This is a genomic window from Streptomyces sp. NPDC017246 (assembly GCF_044331325.1).
In the GTDB taxonomy this organism is placed as follows: domain Bacteria; phylum Actinomycetota; class Actinomycetes; order Streptomycetales; family Streptomycetaceae; genus Streptomyces.
The window spans coordinates 31,519-56,942 of sequence record NZ_JBIRMW010000016.1 but is presented as its reverse complement, the minus strand read 5'-3'; the positions used below and the strand labels follow the sequence as shown (position 1 = coordinate 56,942).

Annotated in this window: 22 protein-coding genes; 18 read left to right on the top strand and 4 right to left on the bottom strand. The window is 72.1% G+C overall.

From position 1 onward, the window contains the following. Window positions 1–163 precede the first annotated feature (163 nt). From ACH4MY_RS30460 to ACH4MY_RS30450, 3 genes are all read left to right on the top strand, one after another. The gene (locus tag ACH4MY_RS30460) at window positions 164–1,783 is read left to right on the top strand and encodes a glycoside hydrolase family 20 protein (protein ID WP_398006944.1); all 1,620 of its coding nucleotides are present in this window, start codon (window positions 164–166) and stop codon (window positions 1,781–1,783) included. 122 nt (window positions 1,784–1,905) lie between these two features. After that, window positions 1,906–2,538 (top strand): DUF4328 domain-containing protein, encoded by a 633-nt coding sequence (locus ACH4MY_RS30455; RefSeq protein WP_398006943.1) that lies wholly within the window; start codon window positions 1,906–1,908, stop codon window positions 2,536–2,538. Window positions 2,539–2,604: 66 nt separating this feature from the next. Then, the gene (locus ACH4MY_RS30450) at window positions 2,605–3,177 is read left to right on the top strand and encodes a hypothetical protein (RefSeq protein ID WP_398006942.1); all 573 of its coding nucleotides are present in this window, start codon (window positions 2,605–2,607) and stop codon (window positions 3,175–3,177) included. Between the two features lie 10 nt (window positions 3,178–3,187). On the opposite strand, the gene ACH4MY_RS30445 is transcribed toward ACH4MY_RS30450, so the two are convergent. Further along, window positions 3,188–3,979: a Clp protease N-terminal domain-containing protein gene (locus ACH4MY_RS30445; RefSeq protein ID WP_398006941.1), complete on the bottom strand. Its 792-nt coding sequence runs from the start codon at window positions 3,977–3,979 to the stop codon at window positions 3,188–3,190. A 483-nt stretch (window positions 3,980–4,462) separates the two neighbouring features. Between ACH4MY_RS30445 and ACH4MY_RS30440 the strand changes: the two genes are divergently transcribed. Beyond that, window positions 4,463–5,152, top strand: a complete 690-nt coding sequence (locus tag ACH4MY_RS30440) for an RNA polymerase sigma factor (RefSeq protein ID WP_398006940.1) — start codon at window positions 4,463–4,465, stop codon at window positions 5,150–5,152. Continuing rightward, entirely contained in the window at window positions 5,152–6,294 is a 1,143-nt protein-coding gene (locus ACH4MY_RS30435; RefSeq protein WP_398006939.1) for a hypothetical protein, read from the top strand. Before ACH4MY_RS30440 ends, ACH4MY_RS30435 begins: the two co-directional genes overlap by 1 nt. 188 nt (window positions 6,295–6,482) lie before the next feature. On the opposite strand, the gene ACH4MY_RS30430 is transcribed toward ACH4MY_RS30435, so the two are convergent. Continuing rightward, on the bottom strand, window positions 6,483–7,367 hold the full coding sequence (locus ACH4MY_RS30430) for a L,D-transpeptidase family protein (protein WP_398006938.1): 885 nt from the start codon (window positions 7,365–7,367) through the stop codon (window positions 6,483–6,485). Between the two features lie 239 nt (window positions 7,368–7,606). Between ACH4MY_RS30430 and ACH4MY_RS30425 the strand changes: the two genes are divergently transcribed. Genes ACH4MY_RS30425 through ACH4MY_RS30415 form a run of 3 tightly spaced genes read left to right on the top strand, consistent with a single transcriptional unit; the run spans window position 7,607 to window position 10,762 of the window. Next, on the top strand, window positions 7,607–9,187 hold the full coding sequence (locus ACH4MY_RS30425) for a methylmalonyl-CoA mutase (protein ID WP_398006937.1): 1,581 nt from the start codon (window positions 7,607–7,609) through the stop codon (window positions 9,185–9,187). Window positions 9,188–9,246: 59 nt separating this feature from the next. Then, window positions 9,247–9,903 (top strand): leucine efflux protein LeuE, encoded by a 657-nt coding sequence (gene leuE, locus ACH4MY_RS30420; RefSeq protein ID WP_398006936.1) that lies wholly within the window; start codon window positions 9,247–9,249, stop codon window positions 9,901–9,903. A 37-nt stretch (window positions 9,904–9,940) separates the two neighbouring features. Then, window positions 9,941–10,762 (top strand): MerR family transcriptional regulator, encoded by an 822-nt coding sequence (locus ACH4MY_RS30415; RefSeq protein ID WP_398006935.1) that lies wholly within the window; start codon window positions 9,941–9,943, stop codon window positions 10,760–10,762. A gap of 123 nt (window positions 10,763–10,885) precedes the next feature. On the opposite strand, the gene ACH4MY_RS30410 is transcribed toward ACH4MY_RS30415, so the two are convergent. Continuing rightward, on the bottom strand, window positions 10,886–12,256 hold the full coding sequence (locus ACH4MY_RS30410) for an alpha-2,8-polysialyltransferase family protein (protein WP_398006934.1): 1,371 nt from the start codon (window positions 12,254–12,256) through the stop codon (window positions 10,886–10,888). Further along, window positions 12,253–13,305 (bottom strand): glycosyltransferase family 2 protein, encoded by a 1,053-nt coding sequence (locus ACH4MY_RS30405; RefSeq protein ID WP_398006933.1) that lies wholly within the window; start codon window positions 13,303–13,305, stop codon window positions 12,253–12,255. The genes ACH4MY_RS30410 and ACH4MY_RS30405 overlap by 4 nt, the downstream gene beginning before the upstream one ends. 219 nt (window positions 13,306–13,524) lie before the next feature. Here ACH4MY_RS30405 and ACH4MY_RS30400 point away from each other — a divergent pair, with 219 nt between their 5' ends. From ACH4MY_RS30400 to ACH4MY_RS30355, 10 genes are all read left to right on the top strand, one after another. Further along, window positions 13,525–14,814: a DUF6716 putative glycosyltransferase gene (locus tag ACH4MY_RS30400; RefSeq protein ID WP_398006932.1), complete on the top strand. Its 1,290-nt coding sequence runs from the start codon at window positions 13,525–13,527 to the stop codon at window positions 14,812–14,814. After that, window positions 14,814–16,034 (top strand): cytidylyltransferase domain-containing protein, encoded by a 1,221-nt coding sequence (locus ACH4MY_RS30395; RefSeq protein WP_398006931.1) that lies wholly within the window; start codon window positions 14,814–14,816, stop codon window positions 16,032–16,034. Before ACH4MY_RS30400 ends, ACH4MY_RS30395 begins: the two co-directional genes overlap by 1 nt. A gap of 11 nt (window positions 16,035–16,045) precedes the next feature. Further along, window positions 16,046–16,939, top strand: coding sequence for an N-acetylneuraminate synthase family protein (locus ACH4MY_RS30390; RefSeq protein WP_398006930.1), 894 nt, complete (start codon window positions 16,046–16,048; stop codon window positions 16,937–16,939). Next, complete coding sequence (locus ACH4MY_RS30385) at window positions 16,936–18,108, top strand: hypothetical protein (protein WP_398006929.1); 1,173 nt, start codon at window positions 16,936–16,938, stop codon at window positions 18,106–18,108. The genes ACH4MY_RS30390 and ACH4MY_RS30385 overlap by 4 nt, the downstream gene beginning before the upstream one ends. Window positions 18,109–18,224: 116 nt before the next feature. Beyond that, window positions 18,225–19,448, top strand: a complete 1,224-nt coding sequence (locus tag ACH4MY_RS30380) for an amidohydrolase (RefSeq protein ID WP_398006928.1) — start codon at window positions 18,225–18,227, stop codon at window positions 19,446–19,448. A gap of 304 nt (window positions 19,449–19,752) precedes the next feature. Further along, on the top strand, window positions 19,753–20,811 hold the full coding sequence (locus tag ACH4MY_RS30375) for a BMP family protein (protein WP_398006927.1): 1,059 nt from the start codon (window positions 19,753–19,755) through the stop codon (window positions 20,809–20,811). Between the two features lie 194 nt (window positions 20,812–21,005). Continuing rightward, on the top strand, window positions 21,006–22,643 hold the full coding sequence (locus ACH4MY_RS30370; RefSeq protein WP_398007101.1) for an ABC transporter ATP-binding protein: 1,638 nt from the start codon (window positions 21,006–21,008) through the stop codon (window positions 22,641–22,643). Next, window positions 22,640–23,758 (top strand): ABC transporter permease, encoded by a 1,119-nt coding sequence (locus ACH4MY_RS30365; RefSeq protein ID WP_398006926.1) that lies wholly within the window; start codon window positions 22,640–22,642, stop codon window positions 23,756–23,758. Before ACH4MY_RS30370 ends, ACH4MY_RS30365 begins: the two co-directional genes overlap by 4 nt. Further along, window positions 23,755–25,017, top strand: coding sequence for an ABC transporter permease (locus tag ACH4MY_RS30360; protein WP_398006925.1), 1,263 nt, complete (start codon window positions 23,755–23,757; stop codon window positions 25,015–25,017). The genes ACH4MY_RS30365 and ACH4MY_RS30360 overlap by 4 nt, the downstream gene beginning before the upstream one ends. Next, window positions 25,014–25,418 (top strand): cytidine deaminase, encoded by a 405-nt coding sequence (locus ACH4MY_RS30355; protein ID WP_398006924.1) that lies wholly within the window; start codon window positions 25,014–25,016, stop codon window positions 25,416–25,418. Before ACH4MY_RS30360 ends, ACH4MY_RS30355 begins: the two co-directional genes overlap by 4 nt. Window positions 25,419–25,424: the final 6 nt, after the last annotated feature.

The following is a 25,424-nucleotide window of genomic DNA, read 5'->3' as shown; positions in this document are numbered from 1 at the left end:
GACGAGGGAAGTGTCCGACGGATGCGCGAATTTCACCCGGAAGGGAGAGTTTCGGAACATGTGATGGACGATCGGATTCCGGTCGGCCTTCCCTTTCGCCCCGGCCCGTCCCCCGGCCCGTCCCCCGATTGGCCGGACCGGCCGACGTACGGGAGGATTCCGAATGATGCGGTACTCCATACGGGGGCCCCGCCGGGGCTCCGCTCTTCTGGCGACCGCGGTGGCACTGGTCACCGTGGCGGCCTGCTCGAACGGCTCTCCGTCCGGGTCGGCCCCGCCCTCCTCCTCCGGGACGTCCGCGAGCGCCGTGCCCACCAGCGCGCCGCCCAGCCCGACACCCACCCCGACCCGGACCTACCCGCTCTCCACCGCACCCCGGACCATCCCCGCCGTGCGCGGCCACGAGGCCGCCCGCGGCCCCGGCTGGAAGCCCGCGCCCACCGGCGGAGTCGTCGTCGCCGCGAACAGCGCGGGCCTCGCCGACGAGGGCAGACTCCTCGCCGGGGAACTCGGCATCCCGTACCGCGGCGCCGCCGCCGCCGGACCCGGGGACGTCGAGCTGGCCCTGGGCGGGACCGGCGCCCCCGAGTCGTACACCCTGACCGTCCGCGACGACCGGGTCCGGATCAGCGGCCCCGACGAGGCCGGCGTCTTCTACGGCACCCGCACCCTCAAGCAGTCGGTGAAGGGCTCCGGCGCGATGCCCGAGGGCGTCGTCACCGACGCGCCCGCGAAGCCCCAGCGCGGACTGAACGTCGACATCGCCCGCAAGTTCTTCACCGTGGACTGGATCGAGGCCCGGCTCCGCGAGATGGCCGACCTCAAGCTCAACCAGTTCGGTCTGCACTTCTCCGACGACCAGGGCTTCCGGATCGCCTCGGACAGCCACCCCGAGATCGTCTCCGCCCAGCACCTCAGCAAGGCCGAGGTGCGCCGGATCCTCGCCCTCGCCCAGACCCTGCACATCACCGTCGTCCCCGAGATCGACTCGCCCGGACACCTCGGCGCCGTCCTGCGCGCCCACCCGGATCTCCAGCTGCGCAACGTCCAGGGGACCCCGCGGCAGGGTGCCATCGACATCTCCAAGCCGGCCTCGGCGCGGATCGTGGACGAGCTGCTGCGCGAGTACTCCGCCCTCTTCCCCGGTGGCTGGTTCCACGTCGGCGCCGACGAGTACCAGGCGCTGACCGTCCGCAGCCCGGCCGCCTCCTACCCGCAGCTCGCCGCGGCGGCCCGGCAGAAGTACGGGCCCCAGGCGGGCGTCCAGGACCTGGCGGAGGGCTGGCTGAACGACCGCGCCGCCGTCGTACGCGCGGCCGGGAAGACGGCCAAGGCCTGGAACGACGGCTTCTTCCGCGGCGGGGTCGTCAACGCCGACCGGCGCATCGAGGTCGAGTACTGGACGGGCAAGGAGATCGGCGCCCGCCCGCCCGCGGAGTACCTGGCGGAGGGCCGCAAGGTCGTGAACCTCAACGACGAGTTCCTCTACTACGTCCTCGGCGAGCCGAACCAGTTCACGTACCCCACCGGCCGCCGGATCTACGAGCAGTGGACGCCGCTGGTCCTGCGCGGCACGACGCCGGTGCCGGCGCGGTACGCCCCGCAGATCCTGGGCGGCCGGTTCGCGGTCTGGTGCGACCTGTCGCGCGCGCAGACGCAGGCGCAGGTGGCGGACGGGATCCGGATGCCGCTGACGGCGACGGCGCAGAAGCTGTGGGACGCGCGGACACCGACGCCGACCTGGGAGCAGTTCAGGGCGCTGGCGGTAAAGGTGCGCGGCTGACCTGCGGTTTCTCTGTGGACGTGGTGCCGCCGGATCGCGTACGGTCCCCGGCGCGGCGGCCGAGCGGTCGCCCCGGCGCCTCGGGGAGGGGCGCCGCTCGTCCTCGGGGGGTCCGCACCGTCATGCTCCGCAATCCTGTTGGTCTGTCGTACGCCGTGGTGGCGCTGCTCGGGTCGACGGCCCTGGTGGACGTGTTCCTGTTCCTCTCGTCGTTCCGGGTGCGGCTCCTGATGGCCGACGGCACGGACGCGGCCGGGTTCTCGCACCCGGGCGTCGACACCGCCTCGTGGGTCCAGTCGGTGGTGCTGCTGCCGACCATGGTCGTCTTCATCGTCTGGTTCTTCCGGGTCAGGCGGAACGCCGGGGTCTTCGCGCCCGACCTTCACCGCGGCGGCCCCGGCTGGGCCATCGGCGCCTGGTTCGTGCCGGTCGCCAACCTCTGGTGGCCGCGGAGCGTGGCGGCCGGCACCTGGCGGGCGAGCCGGCGGGACCCGTACGGCGACGGCAAGGGGGAGTCGACCGCCCTGCTCAACTGGTGGTGGGCGTTCTGGGTCGCCTCCGTGTTCCTCGGCGAGTTCGCGGGCGCCGTGTACGACGACGCCGACCGGGCCGATGAGTTCGAGGCGGGCGCCGGACTGCTCATGGCGTGGAGCGTCGTCGACCTCGTCGCCGCCGTCCTCGCGATCCTCTTCGTGCGGCGTCTCACCTCTATGCAGCACGCCAAGGCCACTGGCATGATTCCGGCCGCACGGTGACGAAATAGCGCCCCTCGGCGCAGTAGTGGACGTAGTGAGTCCGCATCGGGTGGCAAGGAGGCGTCCATGGCATCGGCGACCGGCCGGAACCTGCTGGAACTGATCGACGGGGCCGACGAGCGAGGTCTGGCCGCGGCCGGTCTCGCCTGCCTCGACCGCTGCCTCCCGCTGCTCGCCGGCGACCGGGGCGACGTCCTGCGCCCCGTGTGGGCGGCCGTCGCGCGCGGCGACGGCGCGGCCTGGAGCGAGGCCGTCGCCAAGGCCCGCGTCGAACTGGACGTCACGCACGACGCCGACGGCACCGAGGAGGCCCGGGCCGTACGCGCAATGCTGGCGGAGGCCCCGGCCGCCTGGACTGCCGAGGCCCTGCGCGCCTGGGCCGGCGCCTGCTCCGGCACCGCCCTCGCCCTGCACGGCCGGTACGACGCGGCCGACGTGCCCGACGGACTCGTCGAGCGCTGCCGGGCCGGGGACGCGGACGGCGCGGGCCCGCTGCTCGCCGGGGAGCTCCGCCGGCAGCAGGCCGTCCTCGAAACGGTCGCCCACGGCCCGACCGGTCTGCGCCGGGCCCGTGAACTCTCCGTCGAGGGCGGCCGGGTGCTGCGCGCGGTCGTCTCGCGCCGGGCCCGCACCGCCTGAGGCCCGTCGCTCAGGCCCCCTGCTCCGGCGCGTCGGCCGACGGTCCGGCCGACGGCCCGCTCTGCGCGTCGGCCGGTGCCTCGATCGTCGCCGAGGCGATCGCCTCGGCGATCTGCCGCTCCGCCGTGGTCTTGTCGAGGCCGAGGCCGCTCAGTGCGCCCGTACCGTCCTCGTGCTCCAGGAGCGCGAGGAGGACGTGTTCGGTGCCGACGTAGTTGTGCCCGAGGCGCAGCGCCTCGCGGAACGTCAGCTCCAGGACCTTCTTCGCCGCCGCGTCGTACGGGACGAGCGCCGGCACCTCGGCGGCGGCCGCAGGCAGGGTCGCCGTGAGGGCCTCGCGGACCTGTTCCGCGGACACGCCCTGGGAGGCGATCCAGCGCACGGCGAGCCCCTCGGGCTCGGCGAGCAGGCCGAGCGCCAGGTGGGCGGTGCCGATCTCGTCGTTCCCGGCGGCCTTGGCCTCGTTCTGGGAGGAGACGATCACGTTCCGCGCCCGGGGGGTGAAGCGGCCGAAGCCCGCGCTGGGGTCCATCTTCTCCGCGTCCGGGTCCTTGGGCACGAACCGCTTCTGGGCCGCCTGGCGGGTGACGCCCATGCTGCGGCCGATGTCGGTCCAGGAGGCGCCGGAGCGGCGGGCCTGGTCCACGAAGTGGCCGATGAGGTGGTCGGCGACATCGCCGAGGTGGTCCGCCGCGATGACCGCGCCCGAGAGCTGATCCAGGGCGTCGGGGTGGACCTTCTTGATCGATTCGATGAGCTCGTCGAGGCGGACAGGGATGTGCAGACCGACTGGATTCGTCATGAGGCAACCCTAGGTTGACACCTCTCCACTGTCAACCATTGGTTGACACTCTGGCGGGAGGGGAAAAGGGAGGAAGGAGGCGGAAAAGGGAGACGGCCGGGGTCGCCACCCCCCACAGGAGAGACCCCGGCCGTCGTCCACGGAGCCGCAGCACGGCTCCGTACTCCATTCAGCGCCGGGAGTGCGGTTTCTGTCACACCGCGGCAGCGCGGCCCCTCACGTGTCACCGCGCGGCCCCTCGGGCCATGACCGGGCGGCCTGTCGCACCGTGACCGCGCCGCCCCCTCGCACCGCCCCCTCGCGCCGCGGCCCCGCCGGCGGCGGCCCCGTACCGGCGCCCGAAGGTTGCAAGTTGTACAAAGACCCCGGATCGCGTGGACGCGGCGCCGCGACACGACGTAGCGTGCAGGTGCGCGAGGCAGCGTGGCGGCGGTGACCAGCCGCGATGAAGCGACGACGCGACCGACGAACAGGGTTTGGGGAGTGCTGGGGGACGACGCGGAGCTGACGGCCGCGGTGCTCGCTGCGCAGGACGGGAACGAGAACGCGTTCCGTACTGTGTATCGCGCCGTGCATCCACGGTTGCTCGGCTACATACGCACACTGGTCGGTGACACCGAGGCGGAGGACGTCGCCTCGGAGGCCTGGCTCCAGATCGCCCGCGACCTCGACCGCTTCGACGGCGACGCGGACCGCTTCCGCGGCTGGGCGGCCCGGATCGCCCGCAACCGCGCCCTCGACCACGTCCGGATGCGCGGCAGGCGCCCCGCCGTCGGCGCCGACGAGACCGAACTCACCGACAAGCCCGCCGCGTCCGACACCGCGGGCGAAGCCCTGGAGGCGCTGGCCACCGGCCACACCATGCAACTGATCTCCCAGCTCCCCCAGGACCAGGCCGAGGCCGTCGTCCTGCGCGTCGTCGTCGGCCTGGACGCCAAGAGCGCCGCCGACACCCTGGGCAAACGCCCCGGCGCCGTACGCACCGCCGCCCATCGCGGCCTCAAGAGGCTCGCCGAACTCCTCGGTGCCGACGGCGGGACGGCCGGTCCCGACGACACCGGCGAGGCCGTCGTCCCCCTGGACGGTGTGCCTCCGCAACGCGGGCGCGGGCCGGGGTCCGTGACCCCCGGCGGTGTGACGCATTCGCGTCCGCGTACGCAGAAGGACATGTGATGGCCGACGAGCGGTACCAGTGGCTCGACCAGGAGGCCGCGGAGCGGCTGCTCCGCGGCGAGCCGGTCGACGCCGCCGACGACCGCGCGCGTTCCCAGGCCGAGCGACTCGCCGGAGCCCTCGACGCGGCCCGTCCGCCCGCCGTCGTCCCGGCCGCGCGCACCGAACTGCCCGGCGAGGCCGCCGCGCTCGCCGCCTTCCGGAAGGCCACCGCCGAGCGGGCCTCCGCCGCGGTGACGACGACCGCCGCCGGCCGCACCGAACACGCCGAACTCGGCCGGGTGCGGCTCGCGGCCGGCGCCGCCCCGCGCCGCCGCTGGGGACGCTCCGTGCGGTACGGACTCGCCGCCGCGGTCGCCGCCGTCACCGTCGGAGGGGTCGCCGTCGCCGCGGGAACGGGTGTGCTGCCGATCGTGGGTCCCGCGCCCGCCAGCTCCGTCACGGCGGGGGAGACCGTCGCACCGCTCGTCTCGGAGGAGTCCGGCATACGCGAGGAGCCCGAGGCGTCCCCGACCGAACCGGGCGGCGACTCCGGCGGCACGCCCGGTGTGTCCCCCTCGGCGAGCGGCGGCACCACGGCCCCGCCCACCGGCGGTCCGGACGGGAACGGCACGGGCACCTCGGAGCCGGGCACCCGGACGCCGGGCAGGAGCACGGCCGGCACGGGTACGTCCACGGGCGGCCCGGAGAAGGAACCCGACGGTACGGGCGGCGACCCGGGCGCTACGACCCTCCGGGAGAAGGCCGTCAAGGCCTGCCAGGCGTACCGCGCGGGCAAGCTCGACGCCACGACCCGCAAGGGGCTCACCCGCACCCTGCGCGACGGCGAGACCCTGCGCCGCTACTGCGACCGGATCCTCGGCACCGCCACGGGAGCACCCCAGGACGGGAACAAGGACAGCGGAAAGGGCGGGGCCGAAGGCGACTCCGACGGCGACCCCACGGGCGACGGTCTCCCCGGGGACGGGAGCGACGGCGACCTGGACTTCCCGCGCACCGGCACCGGCACCGGCGACAGTGACCGCCGCGACCTGACCCGCTCCTCGGCGGTGGACTCCGTCCGCGCGGCCGCCCGGCTCTCCACCGAGGTCGCGTTCCCCCTCGGGATCGCCGTCACCACCCGCGTTCCGCTCCCGGTGTAACACTTCTCGACCCGTCGGCGCAGTACTGAGTGAGCCGACTGGTCATCGGCCGCGCAGTGAGCCGGGGTTCCCCCCGTACCTACGGCTCCGCGCACCCGGCGCGGGTGGGACACGTTCCCCCGGTCCCACCCGCGCCCTCTCTCCTCCCGGTCGTCCCCCTCCGGGGCGCCAGGCGGATCGCCGGTGGATCACCAGTGGACGACGACCTTGTCGCCGACCTTCACCTGGTCGAAGAGCGCCGTGAGCTTGGCCTTGTCCCGGACGTTGACGCAGCCGTGCGAGGCCCCGTTGTAGCCGCGGGCCGCGAAGTCCGCCGAGTAGTGCACCGCCTGGCCGCGGCTGAAGTACATCGAGAGCGGCATCGGCGTGTGGTAGAGCCGCGACCAGTCCTGACGGACCTTGCGCTCGACGGTGAAGATGCCCTCCCGGGTCGGGGTGTTCTCCGAGCCGAAGCGGACGTCCATGGCCGAGACGACCTTGCCGTCGATCATCCAGGCGAGGGTCCGGCTCTCCTTGCTGACGCACAGCACCCGGCCGGTCATGCACCGGGCGTCGGGGGTGTCCAACTGGTTGGTGGTGGAGGGCTTCAGCTCGTCGGCGGTCGGCTTCCGGCTCGCGCCGAGCAGCTGCTGCCAGGTCGCCCCGTCGACCGAGCCCGTCCGGGGCAGGCCCTGCTTCCGCTGGAAGGCCTTCACCGAGCCGGCCGTCATCGTCCCGTAGAAACCGGTGGGCGCCCGGTCGAAGTGGCCGAGCTGCCGCAGCCGGGCCTGCAGCTCGCGGACCTGCTCGCTCTCGTCCCCGTCGCCCATCAGGGCCGCGGGCTTCGGCGCCCCGGTGGAAGTCTCGCTGGGCGCCGCCGTCGTGGCCGAGGGCGACGGTGCCTTGCCGTCCTCGGTCGGAGCATCGGTGGGGGAACCGGTCGCGGCCGGTGCGGAGGAGCCGCTCGACGGCGCCTTCGTCGGATTCGCGGAGGTACCCGTGCCCCCGGCCGCCTGGGCCGTACAGCCGGCGGCGAGAGCCACCGAGGCCGCTGCGAGTACCGCTCTGCGTATGACGGAAGAAGACCGCTTCATTGTTGCCCCCCCGAGACGTGTGTGTGTACGTAGGGATGCTTCCCGCGCGTGTGCGGTTGCGCGCGAAGGTCACGATCCGCGCATGCTGTGAGGAAGGTCCCAGCGTGCTGCTCTCCATCCTCCGGACACCCGCCGCTACAGTCCGTCGCGAGGGGTCGGTACCGCCGAGTAACGAGGTCCTCACCGCTGGGCGACGAAGGTCCGTACTGCTGAGCAACAGGTATCGGGAGGCACAACCAATGGCGCGCGAGTCGGAGTCGGGGCTGCCCGTCGAGCCGGTCTACGGACCGGACGCCCTGGACGGGTGGGACCCCGCCGAGAAGCTGGGCGAGCCGGGTGCGTACCCCTTCACCCGTGGTGTGTACCCGTCCATGTACACCGGCCGGCCCTGGACCATGCGCCAGTACGCTGGCTTCGGCACCGCCGTGGAGTCCAACGCCCGCTACAAGCAGCTCATCGCCAACGGCACGATGGGCCTCTCCGTCGCCTTCGACCTGCCGACGCAGATGGGCCACGACTCCGACGCCCCGATCTCCTCCGGCGAGGTCGGCAAGGTCGGCGTCGCGATCGACTCGATCGACGACATGCGGATCCTGTTCGACGGCATCCCGCTGGACAAGGTCTCCACCTCGATGACCATCAACGCCCCCGGCGCCCTGCTGCTCCTGCTCTACCAGCTCGTCGGCGAGGAGCAGGGCGTCCCGGCCGACCGGCTGACCGGCACGATCCAGAACGACGTGCTGAAGGAGTACATCGCGCGGGGCACGTACATCTTCCCGCCGAAGCCCTCGCTGCGGCTGATCGCGGACATCTTCAAGTACTGCCGGGCCGAGATCCCCAAGTGGAACACCATCTCGATCTCCGGCTACCACATGGCCGAGGCCGGTGCCTCGCCCGCGCAGGAGATCGCGTTCACCCTCGCCGACGGCATCGAGTACGTGCGGACCGCCGTCGCCGCCGGCATGGACGTGGACGACTTCGCGCCCCGCCTCTCCTTCTTCTTCGTGGCCCGTACGACGATCCTGGAGGAGGTCGCCAAGTTCCGGGCCGCCCGCCGGATCTGGGCGCGGGTCATGAAGGAGGAGTTCGGCGCGAAGAACCCCAAGTCGCTGATGCTCCGCTTCCACACCCAGACCGCGGGCGTCCAGCTCACCGCCCAGCAGCCCGAGGTCAACCTGGTGCGCGTCGCCGTCCAGGGCCTCGCGGCCGTCCTCGGCGGCACGCAGTCGCTGCACACCAACTCCTTCGACGAGGCCATCGCCCTGCCGACGGACAAGTCCGCCCGCCTCGCCCTGCGCACCCAGCAGGTCCTCGCCTACGAGACGGACGTCACCGCCACCGTCGACCCCTTCGCCGGCAGCTACGTCGTCGAGAGGATGACCGACGACGTCGAGGCCGCCGCCCTGGAGCTGATGGGCCGGGTCGAGGACATGGGCGGCGCGGTCAACGCGATCGAGCGCGGCTTCCAGAAGAGCGAGATCGAGCGCTCCGCCTACCGGATCGCCCAGGAGACCGACAGCGGCGAGCGGGTCGTCGTCGGCGTCAACCGCTACACGATCGACGTCGAGGAGCCCTACGAGCCGCTCCGCGTCGACCCGGCGATCGAGGCCCAGCAGGCCGAACGCCTCACGAGGCTGCGGGCCGAGCGGGACCAGCGGGCCGTGGACGCGGCGCTCGTGGAGCTGAAGAAGGCGGCCGGGGGCACGGACAACGTCCTGTACCCGATGAAGGACGCGCTCAAGGCACGGGCCACGGTCGGTGAGGTCTGCGACGCGCTGCGCGAGGTCTGGGGCACCTACGTCCCGACCGACGCCTTCTGATCTTCCGCGATACGAAACACACAGGCGGAGTGTCGTACTGACATGCGACACTCCGCTTCATGCTGGGTGTCACCGATCTTCCGACCTATCTCGTGGGCCTCGTCCTCATCATCCTCCTGCCGGGGCCGAACTCCCTCTACGTCCTGTCCGTCGCCGCCCGCAAGGGCACCCGGACCGGATACCGGGCCGCCGCCGGCGTCTTCACCGGCGACGCGGTCCTGATGACGCTGGCCGCGCTCGGCGCGGCCTCGCTGCTCCAGACCACCCCCCTGCTCTTCATGATCGTGAAGTACGCGGGCGCGGGCTATCTGGCCTGGATGGCCTACGGGATGCTGCGGTCGGCCCGCGAGATGTGGCGCTCCCGCGGGGAGACGGCGGCCGAGGAACCCGAGCGGGCCCAGGCGGCGCCGGGGGAGAACCCGTACCGCAGGGCGCTCGTCATCAGCCTGTTCAACCCGAAGGCGATCCTCTTCCTCATCTCGTTCTTCGTGCAGTTCGTGGACCCCTCGTACGCCTACCCGGCCCTCTCCTTCCTGGTGCTCGGCACGCTCCTCGAGATCGGCAGCTTCCTCTACCTCACGATGCTGATATTCGGCGGCACCCGCCTCGCCGCCACGTTCCGGCGCCGCAGGCGCCTCTCGGCGGGAGCCACCTCCGCCGCCGGCGCCCTCTTCCTCGGCTTCGCTGCGAAGCTCTCCCTCAGCAGCGCCGCTTGACCCTGACACCGTGTGAGGCCGTGTCGTAGGAGTCGTCATGTTCACCATCGGAGACTTCGCCCGGCACGGGCGGGTGTCGGTCCGGATGCTGCGCCATTACGACGCCATCGGACTGCTGCGCCCGGCCCGGGTCGACCCGCACACGGGCTACCGCTTCTACACCGCGGACCAGCTCGCCCTGCTCAACCGTGTCATCGCGCTCAAGGACCTCGGCTTCACCCTCGAACAGGTGGGGGCGATCCTCGACGAGAAGTTCGACGCGGACGAGCTGCGGGGCATGCTGCGTCTGCGCCAGGCCGAGCTGGAAGCGGCCCTGGCGGAGGCGCGGGCACGGCTCGCCCAGGTCGGCGCGCGGCTCCGAGCCATCGAGAGCGAGGGACGCATGTCCACTCAGGACGTCGTCGTCAAGAAGATCCCCGCCGTCCGGATCGCCGAGCTGAGCGCGGTCGCCGCGAGCTTCGGCCCGCACGACATCAGCCCGGTCATCGGGCCGCTGTACGACGAGCTGTGCGGGCGCCTGGAGGCCGCGGGGCTCACCGGGTTCGGCCCGGGGATCGCGTACTACGAGGACGCGGGCGAGGGGGACGGCTCGGTCCGCGTGCACGCGGGCATGACCGTCCCGGAGGGGACGGCCGTGGAGGGTGTCGAGGTGCACGTGCTGCCCGGCATCGAGGAGGCGGCGACCGTCGTCCACCGGGGCTCCATGGACACCATCCTGCCGACCGCGCAGACCCTGGCCCACTGGATCGAGGCCAACGGCTACGTGTCGCGGCGGTACGCGCGCGAGCTCTACCTGGAGTGCCCGGAGGACCGCTCGCAGTGGGTCACCGAGATCCAGGAGGCCATCGTCCGCGCCTGAGCCCGGGCGCGGGTCGTCCGCGCCCGGGCTCCGGCACGGGCGCTCGCCCGGCGGGAACGCCTCGGCCCGGGACCCCCGCCCGGGACCCGGGCCCGGCGCGTTCCCGCCGAGGCCCGGGCGCCGCTACCTCTTCAGCACCCTGCGCAGCCGCAGCGCGCGCCGCGCGAGACGGCGCACGCCCGGGTGCCGGGGGAGCGGCAGGCCTCCGGGCAGGCTCAGGACGGTGAGGCGGCGGCGGGTGAAGTGGTGCCGGGTGCGCTCGGCGAGCGGGCCCGACAGATGCCGTACGGCCGCCTCCCGCAGCTCCGGCCGGATCTTCGGCTGCATCGCGAAGCCGACCGCCGCGACCAGGTCGTTCAGCTCCGCCGTACCGACCGTGCCACCGTCCTGCCCGCCGGCCCCCGCACCGGCCTCCGCGCCGTCCTCCGAGCCGTCCTCCGCGCCGTCCTCAAGGGGCGGCAGGACCGCGTCGACGACCGTGAGGGGGATGCGGTTGCTGTTCTGGAACGGGGTGAGCCGTTCCAGCAGGGCACGTGTCCCGACCCGGGCGACCGGCAGCCCGTAGAAGGTCCGCGCCGTGAGCAGCGCCGTGGAGAAGCAGCCGACGACGAGAGCGGGCCGCAGCTCGCGGTAGAGCACCTCGGCGAGCACCGGGCGGTCCTCGACGGTCAGCTCGGCGCCGAGCGCCTCCGCCGCGCGCACCAGCGCCTTCGACCAGGCGTCGGGTGCCGTCGGGTGCGGCTTGAAGACGAGCCGCCGGTGGCCCCGGGCGACCGCGCCCCGGACCATCCGCAGATGCAGTTCCTCCTCCTCGGCGGTGGTCAGCAGGTCGAGCGCCGCCAGGTACTGGCCGAGGAGCAGCGCGGGCCCGTCGTCCGCGCCGGCCGCGGCGGCGGGCCCGGCCAGCTCGTCGACGCACTTCGTGAACGCCTCCGTCGGCACGGCCTGCGCCGCCGCGCCGAACTCGGCGAGCAGCAGCGGCGCGAGCCCGGGGACGAGGTCCAGGTGGAGCAGCCGGCCGACGCGTCCGCCGATCAGCGGGTCGATCTTGTTCCGGGTCGGCCCGTAGCTCATCAGACCGTCCGCGTACACGGTGATCGGCGCGTCGGGCAGCAGCTGGGCGATCGCGAGCGCGGGCGTCACCTGGAGCGACTCCAGGGCGAGTTCGACACGGTCGTCGCCGAGGTCCCAGAGCGTGCGCAGATGGCGCTGGAGGAGCGGCAGGTCGCTCGGCCGGGGGGTCCAGCCGCCCGGGTGGAGCGGGGAGATCGTCTCGTTCCACGACAGGACGGAGTCGAAGCGGCCGCGGAGCCGTGCGAAGCCCTCCGCCTCGTCCAGGGGCGGGGTGGTCTCCGGCACGGCCGCGTTGTTGGTGACGAGGAGGATCCGGCGGTCGGCGGGGCCGAAGGCGCCGCTGTCCAGGGCGGCGGCGAGCGTCACCGCCCCGTACAGGGTGGAGGCGCAGAAGATCTGGGTGGTGCGGCGGGAGCTCACGCGGCCACCTCCGCGGCGCCGCGGCCGGCCCCGGCGCCCGGACCCGCGCCCGGACCCGCGCCCGGACCCGCGCCCGGGGTCGGCGGAGGCGCCGGACGGCGTCGCCGGAGCTTGCGGAGCATCGTCGCCCGGTCCCCGCCCATCGCCGCGAGGGCCTCGTCGAGGACGTCCTGCGGCATCCGCCGCAGCGCGCCCGCGCTCATCGCCTTCAGCCGGCGGGCCACCTCGGGTTCGAATCGGTCCATCGAACCGATGTGATGGGAAATCACCGCGCAATAGGTGCGGACGGCCTTCGGAAGAAGAAGATCCGCGTCCGCGTCCTTCGCCGTTTCCTCGATCACCAGGTCGAATGCGCGGATGAAATCCAATTGCCGTACATCGCCGATCTGGGTGAGTGAGGTCGCCACTCCGCGCCGGTAGAAGACTCCGAGTTCACCGATCGCGGCGAACGATTTCGCCTCGCGGTGCAGTTTCCAGATCCACGGCCGGTCCTCGGCCGTCCGCAGCCCGTGCGGGAAGTGCAGCAGGCCGCGGTCCAGGAGCCGGCGGTGGTAGATCCCCGCCCAGGCGTACGGGTAGTCGACCGAGGTCGTCCGGTGCGCCGGCAGGATCGCCTCGCGCGGGTTCAGCACCTCGCCGCGCGGGGGGACCGGCGCGCGGCGGACGGCGCGGTTCCTGCCGGTGACGGAGACGTGGTCGGTGCGGAGGAAGTCGCAGCCGAGGTCCTCGGCGGCGGCGACCAGGCGGGAGTAGTAGCCGGGGGCGAGCCAGTCGTCCCCGTCGAGGAAGGTGAGGTACTCGCCGCGGGCGGCGTCGAGGCCGGTGTTCCGGGCCGTGGCGAGGCCCTCGTTGTGCTCGTGCCTGATGAGGACGGCACCCGGGATCTCGCGCGCGGCCCGTTCGAGGAGCTCCGGGGTCCCGTCCGACGAGCAGTCGTCGACAAGCAGGAACTCGAAGTCCTCGCGGGCGTTGGCCCGCAGGCTCGTGAGGGTGTCGGGGGCGTATGTCTGCACGTTGAAGAACGGCACGACGACGGAGAGCTTGACCACCCGGCCGACGCTAGGCGCCGCCCCGGCATTCCCACCGACCGGTGGGCAACCCTTCGGTGAACACCAAGCGGCGGGCCGATTAACCGCCTTTACCCGAGAGGGAAATCGGCTCCCGTACGCCCGTTTCGCGCCCCGCTTCAGCAGGCGGAGAGGCTCTGTTCACCGTTTGTTGTGGCCCAGTTGGGCCGGAAAGCGGAATGCCCTTCTAGCGTCCTCGGCGTGCCAGCAAGTACCAGAGAAGCGGTACGGGTCGCCGTACTCGCCGACTCCGACACCCGGTGGAAATGGGGCGCCCTCACGGCGCGCCGCATCACCACGGCGACCGCCGAACCCACCGGATTCGTCCTGCGCGGACGGGCCACGCCCACCGAACGCCAGCTCGCCGAGACCGGGGTGTCCACGACCACCCCGCGCGAGGTGACCGGGGCGGAGTTCCTGCGCGCGGTACGGGACGCGGAGAAGCGCGGCGAGGGATACGACGTCCTCGTGCTCGCCCTCGTCGGCGGCACCGTCCGGGCGGTCCTCCAGGGCCTCGCCGACCTGGGCCTCGAACGGCGCCCCGTGATCGTCACCGGCTATGTCGGCGTCGTCTACGAGAAGCTGACCGACGGACTGCTGCTGCGCCACGGCGCCGACATCGTCCTCGCCAACTCCCGCCACGACGCGGAGCGGTTCCGCGCCGTGTACGAGGGGGTGGGCGCCGGAGCCGACTCGGTCGTCGAGGCGGCGCTGCCCTTCCTGGGCGGTGCCCCGCACCGTCCCGAGGCCGGCCGCGACACCCTGGTCTTCGCGGCCCAGCCGTCCGTGCCGGCCACCCGGGCCGAACGCGCCTACGTGCTGCGGCGCCTCATCGAGCACGCCCGCCTCCACCCCGGCCGCGAGGTGCTCCTCAAGCTCCGCTCCAAGCCGGGCGAACACACCACGCACCTGGAGGAGTTCCCGTTCCAGAAGCTGGTCCGCGAGCTCGACCCGCCGGCCAACTTCCGTCTTGTGTACGGGCACATGGGCGAGGTCCTCGACCGCACCGACCTCCTGGTCACGGTCTCCTCCACGGCCGCCCTCGAAGCCCTCCACCGGCGGATCCCCACCGCGATCCTCACCGACCTCGGGGTCCGCGAGGCACTCGGCAACCACCACTTCGTCGGCTCGGGGCTGCTGGCCTCCTTCGACCGGCTCGACAAGGGGCTCGCCCCGACGCCCGACGAGACCTGGCTCGCCCGGCAGGGCGTCGCCTCCGACAGTCCGTACGAGGCCGCCTTCGACACGGCCCGGGACCGGGTCGCCGCACTCCTGGCGCTCCCCGCGCTGCCCCCGATCGCCCCCTACTACACCGCGGAGACGGCCCCCGGCTACCTGCCCGGGATCCTCGCCCGCCACCGCCTGGACGTCACCGCGCCGGAGCCCCGCGAGAGCGGGCTCCGCCGTGTCGTCCGGGAGGCCGCGCGGGCCTCGTACCGCCATGGCGTGCAACGCGTCGCGCCCGTCATCCGCCGCCTGGGAGAACTCTGATGACCGCCACCGCCACGCCGGCCGAGAACCCGGCCACGGAGCCCGCCACCGTGCTCGCCGTGATCCCCGCGAGGGGCGGCTCCAAGGGCGTCCCCGCCAAGAACCTCGCCCCGGTGGCCGGAGTCCCCCTGGTGGCCCGCGCCGTCCACGCCTGCCTCGGTGCCCGCCCGGTCACCCACGTCGTGGTGTCCACCGACGACGAGGCCATCGCCGCGGCCGCCCGCACCGCCGGCGCCGAGGCCGTGCGGCGCCCCGCCGTGATCGCGGGCGACACCGCCACCAGCGAGGCGGCCGTCCTGCACGCCATGGACGCCTTCGAGGCCTCCCACGGCCGCCCGGCCGACGTGGTCCTCCTCGTCCAGTGCACGAGCCCCTTCCTCACCTCCGCCGAGATCGCCGAGACCGCCGGGCGGATCACCTCCGGCGCCGCGGACACCGCCTTCACGGCCGCCCCGTCGCACGGCTTCCTCTGGCGCGAGACGGGGACGGGCGCCGAGGGCGTCAACCACGACAAGGCCCACCGCCCCCGCCGCCAGGACCGGGAGCCCGAGTACCTGGAGACCGGCGCCGTCTACGCCATGGACGCGGCCGGCTTCCGTACCCACGAGCACCGCTTCTTCGGCCGCACCTCGCTCGTCGTCACCGACCCCGCCCGGGTCCTGGAGATCGACGACCCGCACGACCTGGCCCGCGCCCGCGCGCTCGCGCCGCTCCTCGACACCCCGGCCACCCCCGGCTTCGCCGACGTCGACGCCGTCGTCCTCGACTTCGACGGCACCCAGACCGACGACCGGGTCCACCTGGACTCCGAGGGACGGGAGTTCGTCTCCGCGCACCGCGGCGACGGTCTCGGCATCGCGGCCCTGCGCCGCGCCGGACTCCCGGTCCTCATCCTCTCCACCGAGCAGAACGCCGTCGTCGCCGCCCGCGCCCGCAAGCTCAAGATCCCCGTCCTGCACGGCATCGACCGCAAGGACCGGGCCCTCAAGGAGTGGTGCGAGGCCGAGGGCATCGACCCGCAGCGCGTGCTCTACGCCGGAAACGACGTCAACGACCTGCCCTGCTTCCACCTCGTCGGCTGGCCCGTCGCGGTGAGCAGCGCCCACGACTCCGTACGGGCCGCGGCCCGCGCGGTCACCGTCACCCCGGGTGGTTCGGGGGCGATCCGCGAGATCGCCGCCTGGCTCCTCGGACCCGAGCTCGACACCCCCAACTCCTAAGGACCGGCACCATGAACACCCGTATCCGCACCCTCGGCGACAAGACCGCAGGCCCGGGCCACTCCGTCTACATCACCGGCGAGATCGGCATCAACCACAACGGCGACCTCGACAACGCCTTCGCCCTCATCGACGTGGCCGCCGAGGCCGGCTGCGACGCCGTCAAGTTCCAGAAGCGCACGCCCGAGATCTGCACCCCGCGCGACCAGTGGGACATCGAGCGGGACACCCCCTGGGGCCGGATGACGTACATCGACTACCGCCACCGCGTCGAGTTCGACGAGACCCAGTACCGCGCCATCGACGAGCACTGCAAGAAGCGCGGCATCGACTGGTTCGCCTCCCCGTGGGACACCGAGGCCGTCGCCTTCCTGGAGAAGTTCGACGTCCCGGCCCACAAGGTCGCCTCGGCCTCCCTCACCGACGACGAGCTGCTCCGCTCGCTGCGCGCCACCGGCCGTACGGTCATCCTCTCCACCGGCATGTCGACGCCGGCGCAGATCCGTCACGCCGTCGAGGTCCTCGGCAGCGCGAACATCCTGCTCTGCCACGCCACCTCGACCTACCCGGCCAAGGCCGAGGAGCTCAACCTGCGCGTCATCCAGACGCTCCAGGAGGAGTTCCCGAACGTCCCGATCGGCTACTCCGGCCACGAGACCGGCCTCCAGACCACGCTGGCCGCCGTCGCCCTCGGCGCCACCTTCGTCGAGCGCCACATCACCCTCGACCGCGCCATGTGGGGCTCCGACCAGGCCGCCTCCGTCGAGCCCCAGGGCCTGCAGCGCCTGGTCCGCGACATCCGCACCATCGAGGCCGCCCTCGGCGACGGCGTCAAGAAGGTCTACGAGTCGGAGCTCGGCCCGATGAAGAAGCTCCGCCGGGTCCAGGGGCTCGTCGCCGCATGACCGGGCAGCTGGCGTTCGTCGAGAGCCCGGTCCAGCTCCTCAACGTCCTGGAATGGGCGCACACCCGGGCGACGGCCCCGGAAGCGCCCTCCGCCGTGCCCCCGGGCACGGCCGGCCCCGCGGGCGCCGCTGCGTCCGCGAGGGCGCTGCCCTCGACGGACGCCATACCGGGTGCGGCACCCGCCGCATCCGGCCTCACGGTCGTCGTCCTCTCGCCGACCGACCCCATGTCGCGCGGCCAGTTGCGCCGGATGGCCCAGCTGGCCCGCGACGAGGGCTTCGCCGTCCGCTGGCAGGAGGCCCGGGGCGGCCGGGGCGCGCTCGTCCGCACCCTGCGGGAGCTCGCCGGGCCGCTGCGCTCGGCGGAGCGGGTGATCATCGGTGACCCGTTCTCCCGGTACGTCCAGCTGCTCCTGACCCTCTTCGGCCCCCGGCACCTCACCGTCGTCGACGACGGCACCGCGACGATGGAGTTCGCCGCGCAGCTCGGCCGGGGCGAGCGTCTGGTGCGCTGGCACCGCAAGGGCAGTCTGGGCCCGCGCGAGCTGGTCCTCGCCCCGGTGACCTCCCTGGCCAAGCGGCGCCTCGCCCCGGCCCGGGGCCGTACGGTCGAGATCTTCACCTCGCTGCCCGTGGAGGCCCCCGAGGGCGTCACGGTCACCGGGAACTCCTTCGCCTGGACGCGGTCCCGCTTCGGCCCGCCGCTGCTCACGGGCGGTGCGGACCTGGTCGGCACCTCGCTGGTCGAGACGGGGGTGGTCGACGCCGCCCATTACGACCGGGTGGTGGGCGAGCTCGCCCGGACCCACGGCGCCACCCGTTACTTCGCGCACCGCAGGGAGAGCGCGGAGAAGCTGCACCGGATCGCGGTCGAGACGGGCCTCCAGGTGGTCCGGCCCGAGCTGCCGCTGGAGCTGATCGCCCGGCGCGGTCCCATCGGCCGTACGGTCGTCAGCTTCCCGTCCACGGTCGTGCACACCCTGCCGCTGGCCCTCGCCGGGACCGGGGTGAAGGTCGCGGTGTGCGAGATAGCGCCCGAGTGGCTGCGGGCGAGTGCCTCACCGCGTGCGCAGGGTTTCCTGTCCGGGGTGGCGGGGACGGCGGCCCACGAGGTGGACCGGCTCACCGCGAGGGTGACGAATCCGACGGACCGGCTCGAATTCGGCTGAGCGTACCCACATGGAGTGGCCTTCATGCCTGCCAAACCGAGATTCTTTCCCCTAACGGGCTGAACTTTTGGTGATCAACGGGCAGTTGACCTCTCCGGAGGCCTACCCTTCAAAGGGTGAACCAGTTGAAGTCCCGTGAGCCAGGCTCCGTCACCCTGCCCGGAACGCTGTCCGAACCCCTGCGCGTCGAACTGATCGCCTTCCGCAGGGACTTGCACATGCACCCGGAGCTGGGGAACCAGGAGTTCCGTACGACCGCCGCGCTCAAGGCCCGCCTGGAGGCGGCCGGCCTCGCGCCGAAGGTCCTGCCGGGCGGCACCGGACTCATCTGTGACATCGGCACCCCGGACCGCGACCGGCCCATGCTCGCGATCCGCGCCGACCTCGACGCGCTGCCCATCCCCGACGTCAAGACCGTCGCCTACCGCTCCACCGTGGCCAACCGCGCCCACGCCTGCGGACACGACGTCCACACCACCACCGTCCTCGGCGCCGGACTCGTCCTCGCCGAGCTCGACCGGGAGGGCCTCCTCCCGAACGCCGTACGGCTGGTCTTCCAGCCCGCCGAGGAGGTCCTCCCCGGCGGCGCCGCCGACGCCGTCGAGGCCGGCGTGCTGGACGGCGTCGGACGGATCATCGCCGTCCACTGCGACCCCAGGGTGGACGCCGGGAAGATCGGGCTGCGCGCCGGCCCCATCACCTCCGCCTGCGACCGCCTCGAAGTCACCCTCGACGGCCCGGGCGGTCACACCGCCCGCCCGCACCTCACCACCGACCTCGTCACCGCCGCCGCCCGGGTCGCCACCGACGTCCCCGCCGTCCTCGCCCGCCGCGTCGACGCCCGCTCCGGGCTCTCGGTCACCTGGGGCCGTATCGAGGCCGGCCACGCCTGCAACGTCATCCCGCAGCACGCCGAGCTCTCCGGCACCGTCCGCTGCCTCGACCTGCCCACCTGGCGGGAGGCGCCCGACCTGGTGCACGCCGCCATCGACGAGATCGCGACCCTGCACCGCGCCAAGTCGACCGTCACCTACGTCCGGGGCGTCCCCCCGGTCGTCAACGACCCCGCCGTCACCGACCTCCTCCAGGCCGCGATGACCGCCCGCCGCGGACCGTACGCGATCGAGGACACCGAGCAGAGCCTCGGCGGCGAGGACTTCTCCTGGTACCTGGAGCACGTCCCCGGCGCGATGGCCCGCCTCGGGGTCCGCACCCCCGGTGACACCCGGGTCCGCGATCTGCACGCCGGTGACTTCGACGTGGACGAGCGCTGCATCGAGGCCGCGGTGGAGCTCTTCACGGCGGCCGCCCTGCTCGACGCCGCGCCGCAGCAGCACTGACGCGCGCCGCCGGGCGGCGCCGATTCCCGGCCGGGCGGACCCCTCGTCCGTCCGGCCGAGGGCTGTCCCCCGTTCGGCCCAGCGCCCGGCGTGGCGCGCGCCCGCCCCCTGTCCCGCCACCCCTTCCCGGCGGTATAACCGGCGGTACCGGGCCGAACGCCCCCGGTCGCCTCGGCTGGCCGGTTCGCGACGATCCGATAACGACTCATGAACGGGTCTTTAACTGACATCTACGCGCGTTACGATCGCCGCGAAACCAGCGCCGGAAGAGGCGCTTTCGGTCAGTCTTGAAGGGACCCTCCTCTTGCGCCGGATCACCAGGATCACGACCGTGGGCATCGCCTCCGCGGCGCTCGCCCTCTCCGCCACCGCGTGTGGCAAGTCTTCGACGGACTCCGGCTCCAGCCCGAGCTCGGACTCGAAGGCGACGAAGGCCGCCATCGCGTACGACATCGGTGGCCGCGGCGACCAGTCGTTCAACGACGCCGCCTACGCGGGCCTGAAGAAGGCCGAGGACGAGCTCGGCGTCAAGGGTGCCGAGGCCGAGCCGTCCGAGGGCGAGGGCGACGCCGACAAGGTGCAGCGCCTCACCGCTCTCGCCCGCGCCGGCAACAACCCGGTCATCGGTGTCGGCTTCGCCTACGCGCCGGCCATCGAGAAGGTCGCCAAGGCCTACCCGAAGACCACCTTCGGCCTCATCGACGACACGTCGAAGACCGGCCCGAACATCGCCAACCTCGTCTTCAACGAGGAGCAGGGCTCCTACCTGGCCGGCGTCGCCGCCGCCAAGGCGTCCAAGACCGGCACGGTCGGCTTCATCGGCGGTGTCGAGGTTCCGCTGATCAAGAAGTTCGAGGCCGGCTTCGCGCAGGGCGTCAAGGACACCAACCCCAAGGCGAAGGTGCTCGTCCAGTACCTGACCCAGCCGCCGAACTTCGACGGCTTCTCGAAGCCCGACCTCGGCAAGGCCGCCGCGCAGGGCCAGCTCGACAAGGGCGCCGACGTGATCTACGCCGCCGCCGGTCTGGCCGGTTCCGGCTCGATCGAGGCCGCCGCGACCGCCGGCAAGTGGGCGATCGGTGTCGACTCCGACCAGTACAACCAGGCGGGTCTCGCCTCCTACAAGGAGCACATCCTGACCTCGGTCACCAAGGATGTCTCGGACTCCGTCTTCAACGTGATCAAGTCGGTCAAGGACGGCAAGCCGCAGAGCGGCGAGATCCGTTACGGCCTCGCCACGGACGGCGTCGGCCTGGCCGACTCCAACCCGGCGTACAAGAAGATGACCGATGTCACCGCCGCCGTGGAGAAGGCGAAGAAGGACATCGTCGACGGCAAGATCACGGTCAAGACCGCTCCGTAAGGACCAGCAGGTCATGACCTGAGCCCGCGGGCCCGGAGCGGTGGCACCCGCCATCGCACCGGGCCCCGGGCCCATTCCCGTACGGGTTTTCATTTTTCGGCAGCGCTACGCGTGTAGATGTCTCCCTGGCACGATAACTTCGCCCCGCCCTGCCCCTCCCCGCTCCCACTCCTTCCGGCCAAGGAGAGTGCGTCATCAACGCGTCCAGCCCCCCTGCCGTAGAACTGCACGGCATCACCAAGCGATTCCCCGGCGTCGTCGCCAACAGGGACATCGCCATCACGGTCCGCAAGGGCACCGTGCACGCCCTCATCGGCGAGAACGGAGCCGGCAAGTCGACCCTCATGAAGATCCTCTACGGCATGCAGAAGCCGGACGAGGGCACCATCGCCGTCGACGGCGAGCAGGTCACCTTCTCCAGCCCCGGTGACGCCATCGCGCGCGGCATCGGCATGGTGCACCAGCACTTCATGCTCGCCGACAACCTCACCGTCCTGGAGAACGTCGTCCTCGGCGGCGAGAAGCTCTACGGCATCGGCGCCAAGGCGCGGAAGAAGATCCTGGAGATCTCCGGCGCGTACGGCCTCGGGGTCCGACCGGACGCCCTGGTCGAGGACCTCGGCGTCGCCGACCGGCAGCGCGTGGAGATCCTCAAGGTCCTCTACCGCGGCGCCAAGATCCTCATCCTCGACGAGCCGACCGCCGTGCTCGTCCCGCAGGAGGTCGACGCGCTCTTCGACAACCTGCGCGAGCTCAAGGCCGAGGGCCTGACCGTCATCTTCATCTCGCACAAGCTGGGCGAGGTCCTGAAGGTCGCGGACGACATCACGGTCATCCGCCGGGGCACCACGGTCGGCACCGCCGACCCGAAGACCGCCACCACCAAGCAGCTCGCCGAGCTGATGGTCGGCAGCGAGCTGCCCTCCCCGGAGACCCGCGAGTCCACGGTCACCGAGGTCCCGATGCTCACGGTCGAGAACCTGACGCTGAGCGAGAGCGGAGTCGCGGCCGCGCCGCTGACCACCGCCGCCCCGGCCGACCCGTCGAGCGCGGCGACCGTCCACGAGGAGGCAGCGGGCGGCCGCAAGCTCCTCGACGACATCTCCCTCACGATCCACAAGGGCGAGATCCTCGGGATCGCCGGCGTCGAGGGCAACGGTCAGACCGAGCTCATCGAGGCCCTCATGGGCATGTCCAGCCCCGACGCGGGCGTCATCTCCCTCGACGGCCAGGACATCTCCAAGGTCTCCGTGCGCAAGCGCCGCGAGGGCGGCATCGGCTACATCCCCGAGGACCGGCACCGCCACGGCCTGCTCCTGGAGTCCCCCCTCTGGGAGAACCGCATCCTCGGCCACGTCTCCGAGGCGCCCAACTCCAAGCGCGGCATCCTCGACCCGAAGGCCGCCCGCAAGGACACCGAGCGGATCGTGCGCGAGTACGACGTGCGCACCCCCGGCATCGACGTCACCGCGGCCTCCCTCTCCGGCGGCAACCAGCAGAAGCTGATCGTCGGCCGCGAGATGAGCCACGCGCCCAAGTTCCTGATCGCCGCCCACCCCACCCGTGGTGTGGACGTCGGCGCGCAGGCGCAGATCTGGGACGCGATCCGGGACGCCCGCCGCGACGGTCTGGCGGTGCTGCTGATCTCCGCCGACCTCGACGAGCTGATCGGCCTCTCCGACACCCTCCGGGTCATGTACCGCGGCAAGCTCGTCGCGGACGCCGACCCCGCCACCATCACGCCCGAGCAGCTCGGCTCCGCCATGACCGGCGCGGCCAGCGGCCAGCTCGAAGGCGACGCAGAGCAGCCCGAAGACGGTGACGCCCGATGATGAAGTTCGACAAGGACAAGCTGATCCTGGGCGCGGCGGGACCCGTGCTCGCCCTGGTCACCTCGTTCGTGCTCACCGTGCTGGTGCTGCTCGCGACGGGCCTCGACCCGATCGAGCCGATCCGGCTGATGATCGACAACGCCGGCTTCGCCGACATCCAGGTCCTGATCGTCAACCAGACCGGGATCTACTATCTGGCAGCCCTGGCCGTGGCCATCGGCTTCCGGATGAACCTGTTCAACATCGGTGTCGACGGCCAGTACCGGCTCGCGGCGATGGTCTCGGCCCTCGTCGGTGCCTCGATCGAGCTGCCCGGCCCGCTGCACATCCTGGTGATCGTGCTCGTCGCGATGCTCACCGGCGCCTTCTGGGCCGGCATCGCCGGCATCCTGAAGACCACCCGCGGTGTCTCGGAGGTCGTCTCGACGATCATGCTGAACGCCATCGCGACCTCGCTGGTGGCCTGGCTGATCCTGCCGAAGAACTTCGGCGTCCAGCCCGAGGGCTCGAACAACCTCACCACCGGTGAGATCTCCGAGTCCGGCTGGTTCCCGGGCATCGACATGGGCGAGGGCAACGGAGTCATCTACGGCTTCACCTTCGTCGCGCTCGCCCTGGGCGTCGTCTACTGGTTCGTCCTCAACCGCACCCGGTTCGGCTTCGACCTGCGCGCCACCGGCGCCAGCGAGTCCGCCGCCCAGGCCAGCGGCGTCGACGCCAAGAAGATGGTCCTCACCGCGATGCTGCTCTCGGGCGCGCTGGCCGGTCTCTCCGGCATGCCGACGCTGCTCGGCGAGTCGCACACGTACAGCCTCGACTTCCCCGTCGGTGTCGGCTTCACCGCCATCACCATCGCGCTGCTCGGCCGGAACCACCCGGTCGGCATCTTCTTCGCGGCCCTGCTCTTCGCGTTCCTGGACAAGGCGTCCAGCAACCTCGACGTGTACGGGTACCCGAAGGAGATCACCAAGATCATGCAGGGCATCATCGTGATCGCGGTCGTCGTCTCGTACGAGCTCGTCCGCCGTTACGGCCTCCGTCGCCAGCAGCAGAAGGTCGGCGAGGAACTCGCCGCCGGCGGCGCCATCAAGACCGACAAGGAGGTCTCGGCATGAGCACCGTCACCGCCACCAAGCCGAGCGCCGCGCCCAAGGGCGGCGGACGCCGCAAGCTCACCTGGCCGTGGATCATGCTGATCGTCGCGGCCGGTCTCCTGCTCTTCTCCTTCGTCCGTGCCGTCTCCGGGGCCAACGACCTCACCTCGGTGGGTCAGGTCTCCGGCGCGCTCCAGCTCGCCGTGCCGATCGGTCTCGCCGGTCTCGGCGGTCTGTGGTCCGAGCGCGCGGGCGTCGTCAACATCGGTCTCGAAGGCATGATGGTGCTCGGCACCTGGTTCGGCGCCTGGGCCGGATACCAGTGGGGCCCCTGGGTGGGTGTCCTCTTCGGTCTCCTCGGTGGTGCGATCGGCGGTCTGCTCCACGCGATCATCACCATCACGTTCAACGTGAACCACATCGTCTCCGGTGTGGCGATCAACATCCTCGCGGTCGGCTTCACCCAGTACCTGTCGAACTTCACGTTCGCCGAGGCCGAGGGCGGCTCCTCCAAGCAGTCCCCGCGCATCGACCAGATCACCCAGATCACGATCCCGGGGCTCTCCGACTGGCTGGCGGATCTCCAGGCCAAGCACTGGTTCTTCATCTCGGACCTGGCGGGCATCCTCGGCGGCCTGGTCACGAACCTGTCGCTGCTGACGCTCGTCGCCCTGCTGCTGGTCCCGGCCACCTGGTGGCTGCTGTGGCGCACGGCCTTCGGCCTGCGGCTGCGCTCCTGCGGTGAGAACCCGGTCGCCGCCGAGTCCCTCGGCGTGAACGTCTACAAGTACAAGTACATCGCCGTGGCAGTCTCCGGCGGCCTCGCCGGCCTCGGCGGCGCGTTCCTCGCGATCGTCTCCACCGGCATCTACCAGGAGGGCCAGACCGGCGGCCGCGGCTACATCGGTCTCGCCGCGATGATCTTCGGCAACTGGATGCCCGGCGGCATGGCGCTCGGCGCCGGCCTCTTCGGCTTCACCGACAGCCTCAAGCTCCGCGGCGGCGCCGAGAACGTCCACGCGTTGCTGCTGCTCGTCGCGCTGCTCCTGGTGATCGCCGCCCTCTGGCAGCTGTACAAGAAGAAGTACGTGGTCGCGGTCGTCTCCGCGGCGTTCTCCGCGGCCTTCTTCCTCTGGTACTTCCTCACCGACGAGGTCCCGAGCCAGTTCGTCGACGCGGCCCCGTACATCACCACGCTGCTCGTACTCGCCCTCTCGGCGCAGCGCCTGCGGATGCCGAAGGCGGACGGTCTGCCGTACCGCAAGGGCCAGGGCAAGTGACGACGGCCCTGACCGAGGCCGACTGGGAGGCCCTGCGGGTCACGGCACGCGAGGCCATGGCCCGTGCGTACGCCCCGTACTCGGGCTACCCGGTCGGCGCCGCGGCCCGCGTCGACGACGGGCGGGTGGTCTCCGGCTGCAACGTCGAGAACGCCTCCTTCGGACTCGGCCTCTGCGCCGAGTGCGGCCTCGTCTCGGAGCTCCAGGCGACCGGCGGCGGCCGGCTGACCCACTTCGTCTGCGTGGACGGCCGGGGCGAGTCCCTGGTGCCGTGCGGCCGGTGCCGGCAGCTGCTGTACGAGTTCGGCGGCCCCGAGCTCGTACTGGAGACGCCCGCCGGCTTCCTGACCCTGGACGAGATGCTTCCGCAGGCATTCGGCCCCGGTCACCTCGCCAAGTAGCACTTC

What these genes read in the sequence shown, in the direction of transcription:
- ACH4MY_RS30460 (WP_398006944.1), top strand. Translation starts at nt 164, where the DNA reads ATGATGCGGTACTCCATACGGGGGCCCCGCCGGGGCTCCGCTCTTCTG.
- ACH4MY_RS30360 (WP_398006925.1), top strand. Translation starts at nt 23,755, where the DNA reads ATGAGCACCGTCACCGCCACCAAGCCGAGCGCCGCGCCCAAGGGCGGC.
- ACH4MY_RS30450 (WP_398006942.1), top strand. Translation starts at nt 2,605, where the DNA reads ATGGCATCGGCGACCGGCCGGAACCTGCTGGAACTGATCGACGGGGCC.
- ACH4MY_RS30430 (WP_398006938.1), bottom strand. Translation starts at nt 7,367, where the DNA reads ATGAAGCGGTCTTCTTCCGTCATACGCAGAGCGGTACTCGCAGCGGCC.
- ACH4MY_RS30390 (WP_398006930.1), top strand. Translation starts at nt 16,046, where the DNA reads ATGAACACCCGTATCCGCACCCTCGGCGACAAGACCGCAGGCCCGGGC.
- ACH4MY_RS30455 (WP_398006943.1), top strand. Translation starts at nt 1,906, where the DNA reads ATGCTCCGCAATCCTGTTGGTCTGTCGTACGCCGTGGTGGCGCTGCTC.
- ACH4MY_RS30385 (WP_398006929.1), top strand. Translation starts at nt 16,936, where the DNA reads ATGACCGGGCAGCTGGCGTTCGTCGAGAGCCCGGTCCAGCTCCTCAAC.
- ACH4MY_RS30435 (WP_398006939.1), top strand. Translation starts at nt 5,152, where the DNA reads ATGGCCGACGAGCGGTACCAGTGGCTCGACCAGGAGGCCGCGGAGCGG.
- ACH4MY_RS30365 (WP_398006926.1), top strand. Translation starts at nt 22,640, where the DNA reads ATGATGAAGTTCGACAAGGACAAGCTGATCCTGGGCGCGGCGGGACCC.
- ACH4MY_RS30425 (WP_398006937.1), top strand. Translation starts at nt 7,607, where the DNA reads ATGGCGCGCGAGTCGGAGTCGGGGCTGCCCGTCGAGCCGGTCTACGGA.
- leuE (WP_398006936.1), top strand. Translation starts at nt 9,247, where the DNA reads ATGCTGGGTGTCACCGATCTTCCGACCTATCTCGTGGGCCTCGTCCTC.
- ACH4MY_RS30445 (WP_398006941.1), bottom strand. Translation starts at nt 3,979, where the DNA reads ATGACGAATCCAGTCGGTCTGCACATCCCTGTCCGCCTCGACGAGCTC.
- ACH4MY_RS30415 (WP_398006935.1), top strand. Translation starts at nt 9,941, where the DNA reads ATGTTCACCATCGGAGACTTCGCCCGGCACGGGCGGGTGTCGGTCCGG.
- ACH4MY_RS30395 (WP_398006931.1), top strand. Translation starts at nt 14,814, where the DNA reads ATGACCGCCACCGCCACGCCGGCCGAGAACCCGGCCACGGAGCCCGCC.